Here is a 14,485-nt window from a genome sequence, read left to right as displayed (position 1 = left end):
TTCTGTGTTTACACGTAATTTGCCTATCCACTCTACATCCGCTGAGTGCGGATTAACACCAGCACCGCGCCGCCACCACCTTCATGCTGTGGCGCTTGGCAAAAGGCCAGTACTTCATCTCTTTGCGCCAGCCAGTTTTTAAGTTTTTGCTTGAGGATAGGTTCGCCATTTTTGGAACCCATGCCTTTGCCATGCACGATGCGCACGCAGCGTAGGCCTGCTGTGTTGGCGCTTTGTAAGAAACGGGTCACGCTGATCCGTGCCTCATCGCTGCTTAGGCCGTGCAAATCTAAATGCCCCATCGTGGGCCACTGGCCTTTGCGTAGGCGTTTAAGCGTGTCGAGCTTTTGCCCTGGCTTGCTGTACAACAGCTCTTCGCCAGGAGCTAGCTCGTCCCACGGCCAAAAATCAGTCATATCGTCCAGCGGGCTGAGATGCTCGGCCTGTTGCTTACGTGGCCAAGGGCTAACAACCGGGCTGGGGTGGATGTATTGCTGGGTTTTAAGTGGCTTAGTGCCTTTTACTGCCCGCATAAACAGCGTGTGATCGTCGAGTGTCTCTGCGGCAGGATGACTGGCGGGTTTGCTCGCTTGCGGTATTTGATTTTTGAGTGCTTTTCGCAGTTGGCGGAGCTTATCCATCGTACTTACCTAAGGAATAAAAAAGGGCGCTGTGCGCCCTTTTTAAAAACAGATGATTAATTCAAAGTCTTAACGCAGCGAATCCAAATACTTATCCGCATCCAGTGCCGCTTGGCAGCCAGAAGCCGCCGAGGTTACGGCTTGGCGATAAATATGATCTTGTACATCGCCAGCAGCAAATACGCCAGCAATGCTAGTGCCGGTTGCACCGCCATCACGACCACCCTTGGTGATGATATAGCCTGTAGCATCCATTTCTAGCTGGCCTTTAAAGATGTCAGTGTTTGGCTTGTGGCCAATTGCAATAAACACCCCAGTTAACTCTAAATCACGCGTTGTACCATCTTCCGTTGATTTAAGGCGTGCGCCGGTTACGCCCGTGGCATCGCCTAGCACTTCATCCAAGGTGCTGTTTAATGCAAGGGTGATTTTGCCCGCTGCTACTTTTTCCATTAGATGATTAATCAGGATTTTTTCTGAACGGAAAGTATCGCGGCGGTGCACCAAAGTGACGTGAGAAGCAATATTAGACAGGTAAAGCGCTTCTTCAACCGCGGTATTGCCGCCACCCACTACGGCTACTTTTTGGCCGCGGTAGAAAAAACCATCGCAAGTTGCGCAGGCTGAAACGCCACGACCAGCAAAGGTTTCTTCGCTTGGTAAGCCAATATATTGCGCCGATGCACCGGTCGAGATAATCAAGGCATCACAAGTATATTCACCCGAATCGCCCACTAAGCGAATCGGTTTTTCATTTAGGTAAGTGGTGTGAATATGATCAAAAATCATTTCTGTGCCAAAACGCTCGGCATGCTTTTGAAAGCGCGCCATCAATTCTGGGCCTTGTACGCCATCTGGATCAGCCGGCCAGTTGTCTACATCGGTCGTAGTCATCAGCTGGCCACCCTGCGCCAGACCCGTAATCATCACTGGGTTTAAATTGGCACGCGCCGCATAAACCGCAGCAGTATAACCAGCAGGACCAGAGCCAAGAATCAGTAAACGAGCGTGTTGAGTAGCCATTGTGGAGCTTCCTAGTGTGGATGGGCGAATAGGGTAAAAAGTAAATTGGGCAGAGTTTACGTCTTTCAAGCCATGCGTTCTAATCAAAAATGCCTATGGGGGCGATTGATAGAAATTTTTATGCGGGGGTGAGTGCAAGTTTAGTGATGTAAAAATACCCAAAACTATTGTATTTCGTAAGTAAATTCGCTTATTTGCTTACAAAGGACCGCGACTTTTATCTGAATGTAGCTTATGCATTTATTTGTAAGGATGTTTACAAATTACAATTATTTACTCGCAAATAACAAGCCGAGCTGGACGCCGCCATTCGTGGCAACGTCAGCCAGCGGAATGCCGCACGATTTGCTCAGCTAGGCCAGCGAGCAAGCGCGCTCCCTCACGCAAGACGTAGTGAAATCCACGCAGATGCAAAAGCAAACTCGCTTAATCGCCCCAGTAGATGGCATTGTGCAGTAGCTGGCCACCCACACGATTGGTGGCGTGGTCACGCCAGCGCAGGCTTTAATGGTGATCGTGCCCAGTGATGAACAAATAGAGGCTGAAGTGGTGCTAGAGAATAAAGACATCGGCTTTGTGAATGCCGAGCAGGTCGCTGCGATCAAAATCGAAACCTTTAATTACACCAAAGACGGCTTGATTAACGGGCAAGTAAGAAACGTCTCTTTTGATGCCGTGCCAGATGAAAGTTAGGATTAATTTATCAGGCTATAATTAAATTACAAAAAAATAAAATGAATATCGATGGTAAATGGCTAAGGTTGGCACCAGGTATGGCGGTAACGGTAGAAATTAAAACAGGGCAACGTAAGATTATTGAGTATTTCTTATCGCCATTGATTACACATGTTTCGGAGAGTGCTCGGGAGAGGTGAGTTGTTAGCTCGTTGTTTTGTTTAATTTATACCATGAATTTGTTGGATTTTTTTAAATGGATGTGTACTTGTTTTTGGAGTAATTTATGGATAATTCATTGATAAGTTTATATATTTCTTTTATTTTTTTATTGTTATCATTTTTCATGGGAAAAGTACGGAGTAAATTTCATAGATCTATTAGCGATGAAAAAAATATTATTATATTGAATGGAATTAAGTTTCATAGAAATTGTGGTGTTTTTTTTTGCGTTGCTGCTGTTATTTTTTATAAAGATGGTAGTTTTAGGTTTGGTTTTTTTATAGATAATTTTTATTTGTTTTTTTTGTTGGCTTTGTTGGTTTTTATAAGGATTAAAATTTTGATTGACGAATGTAAAAAGGATGAAAGTAAATGAGTGATAATCAATGTATCATACGGAATAGTATATTTATCAGTTAAAAATTTTTCAGGCTAACGTAAGTGATGTAAATGTTGCTGGTAGTGTTAATTTTGCATTAGGCTTAATGGGTTTGTTAAAAGTAATGGCAGTACATAATCCTGCTTTGTCACAGATGGCATTAGGGGCTAATGCTAGCGAATTTGCCAAAATTACCAAAAAAGAGAAGTTACCTCTGCAATTTAATTTGTTATCGGGATTTTATGTGTAATTTTATACTTTTTTGTAGGAAATATTTTGAAGTTCCATTTTTTTAATAGTTTGGATTTTTTGGGTTTTTACGATTTTTTTAGGGAATAATGACTGGCTTACTCTTTTTCCTATATTAAATGAGTCAAAAACTTGTGGCTTTGGTGTTAGGTATTGATTATTGCGCACCGCTTGTCATCTGTGCGGGATGCAAACCGAATTGTTGCGATGGATCGTGGGCAGATTGTAGAGATTGGTTCTCATAAAGAGCTGCTGCTTAAAGAGGGCGGTTATTATGCGCATTTGCATGCGATGCAGGCGGGGTGAAGCGCTTTGTTTTTAGGGGGGGCGTGTGCCCAAATTTGAGGGTGTAAATATGTTTTATGCGTGGGCCGTAGACTTTGCCTTGAATAAATAGTCATGAAGCGGCTATAATCTTGCGTTCTGTGGGCATGGTGCCTGTAGATAATTTTGGTGCTCACCCCGTTAAGGGTGCTCTTAGTCATTGATTTTGAGTGTCGTGTGAGTGCTAGATGTAACCCTTAGCTTGGAGTTTTACTATGTCCGTTAGCATGCGCGATATGCTTGAAGCCGGTGTCCACTTCGGTCACCAAACTCGTTACTGGCACCCAAAAATGGGTCAATATATTTTTGGCGCACGTAACAAGATTCATATTATCAACCTCGAAAAAACACTGCCATTGTTTGAAGAAGCGGTTAAATACGCTCGTCGTATCGCTGCAAACAAGGGTACTGTTCTGTTCGTAGGTACAAAGCGTCAAGCTCGTGAAATCGTTGCTGAAGAAGCGGCGCGTTGCGGCATGCCTTTCGTTGATCACCGCTGGTTAGGCGGTATGCTGACTAACTACAAAACAGTTAAGCAGTCGATCAAACGTCTGGAAGAGCTACAAGTTATCGTTGCTAATGAAAACAGCGGCTACGGTAAGAAAGAATTGCTGGATATGAATCGTGAAGTTGAAAAACTCAATCGTAGCCTGGGCGGTATCAAGGATATGAAGGGTCTGCCAGACGCGATTTTCGTAATCGACACGGGCTACCAGAAGGGTACTTTGGTTGAAGCTAAGAAACTGGGTATCCCAGTTATCGGTGTAGTTGATACCAACAACAACCCAGAAGGTATTGATTTCGTTATTCCTGGTAACGATGACTCAAGCCGCGCAATTCGTTTGTACGCTCAAGGTATGGCTGATGCTGTGCTTGAAGGTAAAAACCAATCAGCACAAGAACTTGTCGAAGCAGCTGCTGCAGCCGTTGCAGAGTAATTCGTAAAGTTAATATGCAAAAAAGGGGCGTTTAGCCCCTTTTTTGTAAATGATAGATAAGTAGCTCGGCTTTATTCTTAAAAACGTTCCTATTTACTAGGGAAAAATAAGAAAACCGTGCTACTTCTTACTCAGTTTCAGGAGAAATAATCATGGCGGAAATTACCGCGAAGATGGTTGCCCAGCTGCGCGAGCTGACTGGCCTTGGCATGATGGAATGCAAAAAAGCTTTAGTTGAAGCTGATGGTGACATCAAAAAAGCTGAAGAAGTAATGCGAATCAAATCCGGCAATAAGGCGTCCAAATTAGCGGGCCGTACTGCTGCTGAAGGTATTATTGCCTCGTTCATCTCTGCGGATAAAAAAATCGGCGCGGTACTTGAAGTAAACTGTGAAACAGACTTCTTGGCTAAAGACGAAGGCTTTATCGCTTTTGCTAAGCTGGCAGCTCAAGCCGTTGCAGATGCAAATCCAAGCGATGTGGATGCCTTGTCTCAAGTAGTGGTTGGCGGCAAAACTGTTGAAGAAATTCGCAAAGATGCTGTGGCTAAACTGGGTGAAAACGTTACATTGCGCCGCTTTGCGCGTTTTGAAACTGAAGGTCAAGTTGCAGTTTACTTGCACGGCAATAAGTTAGGCGTGATGCTGGATCTTATCGGTGGTGATGAGCAATTGGGCAAGCAAATTGCTATGCACATTGCGGCAACTAAGCCTAAGTCACTCGATGCAAGTGGCGTACCTGCTGAGTTGATCGAAACTGAGCGTCGTGTTGCAACTGAGCGTGCTAAAGAAGCAGGCAAGCCAGAAGCCATGCTAGAAAAAATCGTTGAAGGTACGGTTCAAAAGTACCTGAAAGATGTTGTTCTGCTGAGCCAGCCATTTGTAATGGATGACAAAGTAACCATCGAACAATTACTTAAAACCAACTCTGCAACAGTAAAAGCATTTAATCTGTTTGTAGTTGGCGAAGGCATTGAAAAAGCAGTCGTTGATTATGCTGCTGAAGTGGCTGCTGCTGCAAAGATTTAAGTATTAAAAGTATTACACTTATCTTGCTTGGCTTGCCCAGGGTTGGGTAAGTTGCAATATAAGTTGTATTATGCGCCGCACGGTAACGTGCGGCGTTTCCACAAGTCGCCCCTCCATGGATAAGGAATCCTCGTATGAGCCAAGCACCCAAATATAAACGCATTTTGCTGAAACTCTCCGGCGAAGCCCTCATGGGTGAGGATAGCTACGGTATTAATCGCGTTACAATTGATCGTATTGTCGGTGAAATTAAAGCGGTATTAGATCTTGGTGTTCAAGTTGGTGTCGTTATCGGTGGTGGTAATATTTTCCGTGGCGTAGCGCCTGCCGCTGCAGGTATGGATCGCGCTACTGCTGATTACATGGGAATGCTGGCAACGGTGATGAATGCGCTGGCCTTGCAAGATGCCATGAAGCGCGCTGGTATTGTCAGCCGTGTTCAATCCGCACTGACAATCCAACAAGTTGCTGAGCCCTATGTTCGTGGTAAAGCGATTCGCTATCTTGAAGAAAACAAAGTGGTCATTTTTGGCGCGGGTACAGGTAACCCATTCTTTACCACCGACACTGCTGCTGCATTGCGCGGCATGGAAATGGGGGCGGATATTGTGCTGAAAGCCACCAAGGTGGATGGTGTTTATACCGATGATCCAAAGAAAAACCCAGATGCCGTACGTTATCAAACACTGACCTTTGATGAGGCTATTGGCCGCAATCTAAAGGTGATGGACGCTACCGCCTTTGCGCTGTGTCGTGATCAAAATATGAATTTAAGTGTCTTTAGTATCTTCAAAGCAGGCGCATTAAAGCGCGTAGTTCTTGGGGAAGACGAAGGTACGCTGGTACACTGCTAAGCCTTCTAAGTAAGTGGCGGCCATTAGGCTTAGGTTTAATAGGTTGTTAGGCATCTACGTTTGAGCTTTTATGTCAAAGTGGCTTAAAAGTAGCTGCTGCACCATTAATAGTATGAGTTAAAAAGACGAGTAAATGCTCGTCGTTTGAGCAAATAAGGGATGCATTATGATTGCAGATATTAAAAATAATACCGAGACGAAGATGCAAAAGTCGGTAGAAGCTTTGCGCGTGAATTTAGCAAAGGTTCGTACTGGCCGTGCGCACGTTGGTTTGTTGGATCATATTAATGTTGATTACTATGGCTCACCTACTGCGATTAATCAGGTTGCCAATGTAACATTGATTGATTCGCGCACGATTGGTGTTCAAGCTTGGGAAAAAACCATGATTTCCAAGATTGAAAAGGCGATTCGTGATGGTGATTTGGGTTTAAATCCATCCACGAATGGTGATGTAATTCGCGTGCCAATGCCTGCGCTCACGGAAGAGCGCCGTAAAGATTTAACCAAAATTGTGCGTAATGAGGCAGATGATGCCAAAGTGGCCGTTCGCAATGTACGCCGCGATGCTAACGAGCAATTAAAGCGTTTGGTTAAAGATAAAGATATCTCTGAAGACGATGAGCGTCGTGGTACGGATGAGGTGCAAAAACTGACTGACCGCTATGTTATTGAAATAGATCGTTTGTTGGCAGAAAAAGAAAAAGAACTCATGACGATGTAATCATTTATTGGCCAATGTAATTTTTGCATTGGCCAATAAACGCAAGGGGTTGGGTGTGGCCATATTCAGTAGTTCAACAAAAGAAATACCGCAAGAAATTGCCGCGGTCCCGCGTCATATTGCTGTGATTATGGATGGCAATGGCCGCTGGGCTAAAAAACGCATGATGCCGCGTATTTTTGGGCACAAGCGTGGCGTTGAAGCGTTACGTGAAACCGTACGTGCCTGTGATGCTTTGGGTGTAGGTTATTTAACCGTATTTGCATTTAGTAATGAAAACTGGCGTCGCCCTCAGGATGAAGTTTCATTCTTAATGGGGCTTTTCCTTAAAGTGCTAAGTGGTGAAATCACCCGCATGCACGATAATAATATCCGCTTAAAAATCATTGGCAATCGGGAGCACTTTAGTCCTGAATTAATTGCTTTGATTGACGCTGCAGAAATAAAAACGGCAGATAACACTGGCTTAACGCTATCCATTGCCGCAGATTATGGCGGGCGATGGGATGTGATGCATGCCACGCATCGTCTATTGGCCGATCGTCCTGATTTAGCCACGACCTTTACTGAAGAAGATTTATCTCCTTATTTGGCAATGGCCTATGCGCCAGAGCCAGATTTATTTATCCGCACCGGTGGCGAGCAACGAATTAGTAATTTCCTGCTCTGGCAGTTAGCCTATACCGAATTATATTTCAGCGATATGCTATGGCCTGATTTTGATCGTCAGGCATTAACTGTCGCTATTGATTGGTATCATGGCCGTGAACGCCGCTTTGGTCGTATTAGCGAACAACTTCAGTCCCCATGTTAAAAACACGCGTTATTACTGCCTTATTGCTGCTGCCATTATTGTTGGCGGCTATTTTCTATTTGCCTCAAGCAGGATCAATTGGTTATTTAGCGTGGATTGCATTTTGCGGGCTGATTATGGTTACGGCCAGTTGGGAATGGCAGCGCTTGTCGGGCATGCAAGGTCTTATCGCTAAAATATACCCATTATTAACGGGCTTGTTGTTTGCTGTGCTTTGCCGCCTTATTTATTCCCCTTCACTATTGCTTGGCTTAATGCTGGGCTCTAGTTTCTTTTGGTTGTTTATTAATCCTGTATGGTTAAATAAAAAATGGCCATTGGCTGCCGCGGGTAATTTAAATGCTTTATTGGGCTGGGCCTTATTATTGCCCGCTGGTTTGGCAATGATCGTACTGCGTGGCGCGGGCCCTTGGGCTTTACTTGCCGTACTGGCCATTGCATGGGTGGCAGATTCCGCCGCTTATTTTGCTGGCAAGGCTTTTGGTAAGCATAAATTAGCACCAAAAATTAGCCCAGGAAAAAGCTGGGAAGGGGTGGTTGGCGGTGTCGTTGGCGTAATGATTTATGTTTATTTCTTACCTAAGCAAATATTTACGCATGGTGAATCATTGTCTTTAGTATATTGGATGCTTATTGCTGCTGTATTAACTGCCGTGAGCGTGATGGGGGATTTATTAGAGTCTCTATTTAAGCGGCAAATTGGCATAAAAGACAGTAGTAATTTATTGCCGGGCCACGGTGGGGTAATGGATAGAGTTGATAGTTTATTGGCCATCTTGCCGGTAGCTGCAGCGATCTACCTTGCTTTTTATTTGTTCTAAATTCAAACTTCGCGCCCTTTTTTTGTGGGGAATCATTTGAATGACCAATATTTATTTGACATTGTTTTGGCGTATTGAATTCACTCTATGCTGAGCAGCATTTCTTATTGTTAATTCATTAGATCATTATTTCTAGCATGCAAAATTGGAGGCGAGGTGTTTGATACACTTAATTTCGGTTTAGTCTGCTGGAAATTATTGCTTCCTAGTCAATAAGTTTTGTTAGCTTATGTCTATGTCTTAGATGGCGTCGGTTTTTTTAGCCGACCAATAAAGCGCAAGGCCATATCATCATGCCCTCTAAACAAATCATTACTATTCTTGGCGCAACAGGCAGCATCGGGGTTAATACCCTCGATGTGCTGGCGCGCTATCCAGAGCGTTATGAAGTTTTTGCTCTAACGGGGGCCAGTCAGCTAGAAAAGCTTGCGCAACAATGTGTGCAATTTAAACCACGCTATGCCGTGGTTTTAGATGCTTCTTCTGCCCAGCAGCTCGCCACCATGCTTAAAGATCGTGGCTCGGTCACCGAGGTGTTATGGGGCGAAGCGGCGCTCAGTGATGTTTCAACTGCAAGCGAAGTAGATTCCGTTATGGCCGCCATCGTTGGTGCAGCAGGCATGCGTCCAACGCTGAATGCAGCCAAGGCAGGTAAGCGTGTTTTGCTAGCCAATAAAGAAACTTTGGTCTTGGCGGGTGCTTTGTTTATGAATGCGGTGCGCGAATCCGGTGCAGAACTCTTGCCGATTGATAGCGAACATAATGCCATCTACCAAGTGCTACCTCAGGCCTATCGTGAAAATCCATACGCAGATTGCTTGCAAAATGTAGGGGTGAAACGCATTTTACTCACCGCTTCTGGTGGGCCATTTCGCACTATGGCAGCGCAAGAATTAGCTTTTGTAACCCCTGAGCAAGCCTGTAAACATCCTAATTGGTCTATGGGGCGCAAGATTTCTGTTGATTCTGCATCGCTGATGAATAAAGGCCTTGAGGTGATTGAGGCCCGCTGGTTATTCAATGCCCCCGACAAAAATGATATCGCTGTCATTGTGCACCCGCAAAGTGTGGTGCATTCCATGGTGGAATACATGGATGGCTCGGTATTAGCGCAATTAGGCAACCCCGATATGCGTACACCGATTAGCTATGGTTTGGCTTATCCAGAGCGCATTGAGGCAGGGGTTCCATCGCTCGATTTCTTTAGTGTTGGTCGCCTAGATTTTGAGGCGCCAGATCTTACTCGTTTCCCCTGTTTACAATTGGCTTTTGATGCCTTGGCAGTAGGAGGCGCTGCGCCCGCTATTTTAAATGCCGCAAATGAAGTGGCTGTGGATGGCTTTTTAAATAAAGCGCTACGCTTTACGGATATTCCCGTTTTGATTGAATCGGTATTGGGGCAGTGCGTTGCGACTAGCTCTGCCGAATCGCTTGAGGCCTTGCTTGGTGCGGATCAAGCGGCGCGGATGGCTGCTCGGGCTTGGCTACAGGGGCATTCATGCTGATTACTTTGCTGGCCTTTGTGATTGCGATGGGCTTATTGGTGTCTGTGCATGAGTACGGGCATTATCGCGTTGCGAAAAGCTGCGGTGTAAAAGTGTTGGTGTTTTCTATTGGTTTTGGCAAAACGCTTTGGCAGTGGCAGCGTGGTGAAACGCTGTGGAAAATTGGCATGTTTCCACTGGGTGGTTATGTCAGCATGCTGGATGAGCGAGAAGGCGAGCCGATTGCCGCTGCTGAGCTGCATCGGGCGTTTAATCGTCGTCCTCCTTTGGCCAAGATGGCGATTGTCATTGCCGGCCCGCTGGCTAATTTTTTGCTCGCAATTTTGCTTTATTGGGGCCTATCTCTATCTGGTGTAGAGGCATTAAAGCCGGTGATTGGTTTTGTTAGCCCTGCATCTATGGCTGAAAAAGCAGGCTTTACCAAGGGCGATGAAGTTATTTCTTTGTCTGGCGCCCCCGTTTTTAGCTGGGATGAGTTGCAGTTAGGGCTGTTAGAACACAGTGGTAACGCGGTAACAGTACCCTTGCAGCTTCGATCCATTGATGGATCAGCGCGTGATATTGCACTGGATTTAAGCCATTTAAGTAAGGATGAAATTGATCAGCAGCTCTTGGCGCGCATTGGTATATCTCCAGTTCCTTTGAGCTTGCGTATTGCTCAAGTCATGGCTAAAAGCGCAGCAGATCAGGCGGGTATTAAGGTAGGGGACGAACTGCTAGCTATTAATGGTGTGCCGTTACGAGGGTGGGGCGATGTGCAGGCCAAAGTGTCGGCATCAGCCAAGCAAGCCTTGGTGATGAGCTGGAAGCGCAATGGGCAAGTACTTGAACAAACAGTCTTTCCTCAGGCGGTCGTTGAAAATGGCCACACCGTTGGCAAGCTTGGGCTTGCCCCTTTGGCCGATGAGGCCGCGTGGAAAAACCAAAAAATAGTGCGCCAATTTGGCCTGTTTGAAGGCCTGCAATATGCGGTAGATAAAACCTGGCAGGGTAGCCGGCTTACGGTGGTTATGTTCTGGAAAATGCTCACCGGTTTGGTTTCGGTTAAGCAAGTGAGTGGCCCAATTACCATCGCAACTTATGCAGGTGATAGTGCGCGTTTGGGTTTAAATGCTTTTCTTGAATATCTATGCATTATTAGTATTAGTTTGGGGGTTTTAAACCTACTGCCCTTGCCGGTGCTTGATGGTGGGCATTTGATGTATCATACGGTAGAATTTTTGACGGGGCGGCGGTTGCCGCTTCAGGCTGAAGAATTTGGCCAGCGCGTCGGAATAGCGTTATTACTGGGTTTAATGTCCCTAGCGCTTTACAACGACATCTATCGACTTTTTCCCAGCTAACAGCACCTCGCAAATCGCAGTGATAAGTCCTATTGAAACCAAGTTTTACAATTGTAAATCGGGTTTTTAATTTTTTTAACGTCGTGTGGGCTGAGCTTGTGGCATGCCTGCTAACTCATTAGTGACTCTTCAGAATAATGAAATTAAAATCGATAAACTTGTTGTTAGCAGCGGCGCTTGCCGGTGTTGCCTTTCCTAGTTGGGCGGTTGAGCCATTCGTGATTCGCGATATCCGCGTTGAGGGCTTGCAGCGTACCGATGCGGGGACGATTTTCAATTACTTGCCGGTAAAGGTGGGGGATCGCTTCGATGATGATCGCGCCCAAGAAGCGATTAAGGCTTTGTTTGCCACGGGTTTTTTTAATGACGTGCGGGTTGAGGCGAATGGCCAAGTTTTAATTGTTACTGTGGATGAGCGTCCAACCATTGCCCAGATCAATGTCAATGGCTCCAAAATGCTGGAAAAAGACCAGATTAAAACAGCGCTTAAAAGCCAAAATTTTGCTGAAGGGCGTATTTTTGATCAGAGCGTTTTAGACGCGGCTGTTCAAGAAATCAAACAACAATACTATTCGCGTGGCCGCTACTCTGTAGTGGTTAAAACAGAAGTCACTAAATTAGAGCGCAACCGTGTTGGTGTGCAGCTAGATATCTCTGAGGGCGAAGTCGCACGTATTCAGCAAATTAATATTGTTGGCAACAAAGCCTTTTCAGAGGGCGATTTGCTTGATATGTTGACGCAAACTACCGGCGGCTGGATGACTTGGTACACCAAGGCTGACCAATATTCCAAACAAAAACTATCTGCCGATCTAGAACGGCTCCGTTCTTGGTATATGGATCGTGGTTATATTGAGTTTAATGTGGAATCCACCCAAGTGGCTATTTCAGAAGATAGGGAAGGTATTTTCCTGACTCTGAACATCACTGAAGGTAAGCAGTATGAGGTGAGTGACGTTAAAGTTCTGGGCGATACGGTGCTTGACCCTGAAGTCTTAAAAAAGTTGATCACCTTAAATGCGGGTGAAACCTTCTCGCGTGAAAGCCTTAATCAATCTACGGCGGCAATCACGGATGCTTTAGGCAATGTGGGTTACGCCTTTGCCAATGTGAATGCAGTGCCTGAAATTGATCAAAAAAATAATAAAGTTGCATTTACTTTTTACGTTGATCCGGGCAAAAAAACCTATGTGCGACGGATTAATGTGAGTGGTAACTCGCAGACCCGCGATGTGGTTGTGCGCCGTGAATTGCGCCAATTAGAATCTGCAGCTTACGATGGCTCTAAAATTAAGCGCTCAAAACAGCGCCTAGAGCAATTGGATTACTTCGGTGAAGTTGTGGTTGATACTCCCTTGGTGCCGGATACGGCAGATCAAGTGGATATGAATGTGTCCGTTACTGAAAAAAAATCGGGCAACTTTAATATCGGAGCGGGTTACGGCCAAAGTGAAGGTGTCGTTTTAGTCTTGTCTCTATCGCAAAACAATTTCTTGGGTAGTGGGAAGCAATTTGCGGCTGAAATCAACTCCAGCTCATCGAATAAAGTTTACTCATTGTCGGTGACTAACCCTTACGCCACGCCCGATGGTGTGGCTGTGGGCTGGAATATTTATCGCCGTGATACCGATCCTTCCCGCGTAGATTTGGGTCAGTACACCACCTCATCTTATGGGCTGAACACTAACTTTAGCTTGCCACTTACTGAAACCAATCGCGTTGGTTTTGGTTTGGGTTTTGAAAGCTTAGCAATTCAAGCGGATGCAAGCGCGCCGAAGCACGTGCTTGATTTTGTAAGTACGCAAGGGGCCAGAAATAAAACCTTCCCAGTGTCGGTAAATTGGGGTCGAGATACACGTAATAGCGGCTCTTATCCAACTTCCGGTTGGCTACTAAGCTTGAATGGTGAAGTGACCGCACCATTCTCTGATGTCGATTACTACAAGCTTTCAACTAGAAGCCAGTACTTTATCCCATTTGGTAAAGAAATGAGCTTGATGTGGAATGTAGAAGGCGGCTATGGGCATTCTTATGGTGATAGCCTGTATCCATTTTATAAGAATTTTTATGCTGGTGGCGTAGGCTCAATTCGCGGTTTCCGTTCTGGCTCAGTTGGTCCTGTTGATAGCCGTGGCGATGGGATGGGGGGGGATAAGCGTGTTATTAATAACTTTGAATTCTTCTTCCCTATTCCAGGCTTAAAAAATGATCGCTCAACCCGTTTAAGCGTGTTTGCTGATTCAGGCGCGGTATGGGGTGCAGGTAGCCGCCCACGTCTTGAAGAAATGCGTTATTCAGCAGGGGTTGCATTCACTTGGGTCTCCCCAGTCGGGCCGATCAAATTAAGCTGGGCAGCACCATTTAATGCTCAACCAAATGATCGCGTTGAGCGCGGATTACAGTTCCAATTGGGTCAAGTATTCTGATTTAGGAGTGTCTACATATGTTGAAATGGCCACGTGCGTTATTGTTTGGAATGGGTTTGGCCTTTGTGTCCAGTACCTTTGCTGCAGAAGTAAGAATTGGCTTTGTTGAGCCAGATCGCATCTTGCGTGAATCAGCTCCTGGCTTAAGGGCAGGCAAAAAGCTTGACAAAGAATTCGACGTCCGAAAAGTTGAGGTGCAAAGACTTGCAACTCAAGGCAAGGCATTGCAGCAACTGATGGATAAAGGCGCCATTGCTGAAGTTGATCGTCGCGTAAAAGAGCGCGAGCTAATCAAAATGAATCAAGATTACCAGCGTATGACGCGTGAGCTAAATGAAGACATGAATACGCGTCGTAATGAAGAGTATTCGGGTTTGCAAGAGCGCGTAAGAACCGCAATTGAACAAATTGCTAAAAATGAAAAATACGATTTAATCGTACAAGATGCAGCTTGGTTTAATCCTAAAATTGATATTACCGATAAGGTGATAAAGCTTTTGGCGGATAAATAAACGCATG

General features: G+C 45.3%; 14 protein-coding genes and 1 pseudogene. 13 read left to right on the top strand and 2 right to left on the bottom strand.

What is annotated here, in order from left to right; translation table 11 throughout:
• Positions 1-32: 32 nt before the first annotated feature.
• Positions 33-641 carry a Smr/MutS family protein gene (locus tag R6242_RS11225; protein WP_318426796.1) on the bottom strand — a complete coding sequence of 203 codons (609 nt, stop codon included), beginning with the start codon at positions 639-641 and terminating at the stop codon, positions 33-35.
• Between the two features lie 69 nt (positions 642-710).
• On the bottom strand, positions 711-1,664 hold the full coding sequence (gene trxB / locus R6242_RS11220) for a thioredoxin-disulfide reductase (RefSeq protein ID WP_318426794.1): 954 nt from the start codon (positions 1,662-1,664) through the stop codon (positions 711-713).
• A 483-nt stretch (positions 1,665-2,147) separates the two neighbouring features.
• On the opposite strand from trxB, the gene R6242_RS11215 reads away from it, so the two are divergent.
• The 13 genes and pseudogenes from R6242_RS11215 to R6242_RS11155 all read left to right on the top strand — a co-directional run bounded on the left by R6242_RS11215 (position 2,148) and on the right by R6242_RS11155 (position 14,478).
• Positions 2,148-2,357, top strand: a complete 210-nt coding sequence (locus R6242_RS11215) for an HlyD family efflux transporter periplasmic adaptor subunit (RefSeq protein WP_318426792.1) — start codon at positions 2,148-2,150, stop codon at positions 2,355-2,357.
• A 268-nt stretch (positions 2,358-2,625) separates the two neighbouring features.
• Positions 2,626-2,937, top strand: coding sequence for a hypothetical protein (locus R6242_RS11210; RefSeq protein ID WP_318426790.1), 312 nt, complete (start codon positions 2,626-2,628; stop codon positions 2,935-2,937).
• Positions 2,938-3,339: 402 nt separating this feature from the next.
• Positions 3,340-3,495 (top strand): annotated as a pseudogene (locus R6242_RS11205) (ABC transporter ATP-binding protein); the annotation flags it as partial.
• Between the two features lie 233 nt (positions 3,496-3,728).
• The gene (gene rpsB / locus R6242_RS11200; RefSeq protein ID WP_293934131.1) at positions 3,729-4,451 is read left to right on the top strand and encodes a 30S ribosomal protein S2; all 723 of its coding nucleotides are present in this window, start codon (positions 3,729-3,731) and stop codon (positions 4,449-4,451) included.
• Positions 4,452-4,603: 152 nt separating this feature from the next.
• Entirely contained in the window at positions 4,604-5,479 is an 876-nt protein-coding gene (gene tsf / locus R6242_RS11195; protein WP_318426786.1) for a translation elongation factor Ts, read from the top strand.
• Positions 5,480-5,613: 134 nt separating this feature from the next.
• Entirely contained in the window at positions 5,614-6,333 is a 720-nt protein-coding gene (gene pyrH / locus R6242_RS11190) for a UMP kinase (RefSeq protein WP_125972516.1), read from the top strand.
• A 166-nt stretch (positions 6,334-6,499) separates the two neighbouring features.
• Entirely contained in the window at positions 6,500-7,057 is a 558-nt protein-coding gene (gene frr / locus R6242_RS11185; protein ID WP_374759862.1) for a ribosome recycling factor, read from the top strand.
• Positions 7,058-7,118: 61 nt separating this feature from the next.
• Complete coding sequence (uppS, locus tag R6242_RS11180) at positions 7,119-7,871, top strand: polyprenyl diphosphate synthase (RefSeq protein ID WP_318426829.1); 753 nt, start codon at positions 7,119-7,121, stop codon at positions 7,869-7,871.
• The gene (locus tag R6242_RS11175) at positions 7,865-8,692 is read left to right on the top strand and encodes a phosphatidate cytidylyltransferase (RefSeq protein ID WP_318426779.1); all 828 of its coding nucleotides are present in this window, start codon (positions 7,865-7,867) and stop codon (positions 8,690-8,692) included. Before uppS ends, R6242_RS11175 begins: the two co-directional genes overlap by 7 nt.
• Before the next feature lie 293 nt (positions 8,693-8,985).
• Entirely contained in the window at positions 8,986-10,197 is a 1,212-nt protein-coding gene (ispC, locus tag R6242_RS11170; RefSeq protein WP_318426775.1) for a 1-deoxy-D-xylulose-5-phosphate reductoisomerase, read from the top strand.
• Positions 10,191-11,540, top strand: a complete 1,350-nt coding sequence (rseP, locus tag R6242_RS11165; RefSeq protein ID WP_318426772.1) for an RIP metalloprotease RseP — start codon at positions 10,191-10,193, stop codon at positions 11,538-11,540. Before ispC ends, rseP begins: the two co-directional genes overlap by 7 nt.
• Positions 11,541-11,698: 158 nt before the next feature.
• Entirely contained in the window at positions 11,699-13,966 is a 2,268-nt protein-coding gene (gene bamA, locus R6242_RS11160; RefSeq protein WP_318426770.1) for an outer membrane protein assembly factor BamA, read from the top strand.
• 17 nt (positions 13,967-13,983) lie between these two features.
• Complete coding sequence (locus R6242_RS11155) at positions 13,984-14,478, top strand: OmpH family outer membrane protein (protein WP_318426767.1); 495 nt, start codon at positions 13,984-13,986, stop codon at positions 14,476-14,478.
• Positions 14,479-14,485: the final 7 nt, after the last annotated feature.

The organism is Iodobacter sp. CM08, from assembly GCF_033446605.1.
Classification (GTDB): domain Bacteria; phylum Pseudomonadota; class Gammaproteobacteria; order Burkholderiales; family Chitinibacteraceae; genus Iodobacter.
Note: the sequence above shows the minus strand (reverse complement) of the source record. Positions and strands in the feature narration are given on the sequence as shown.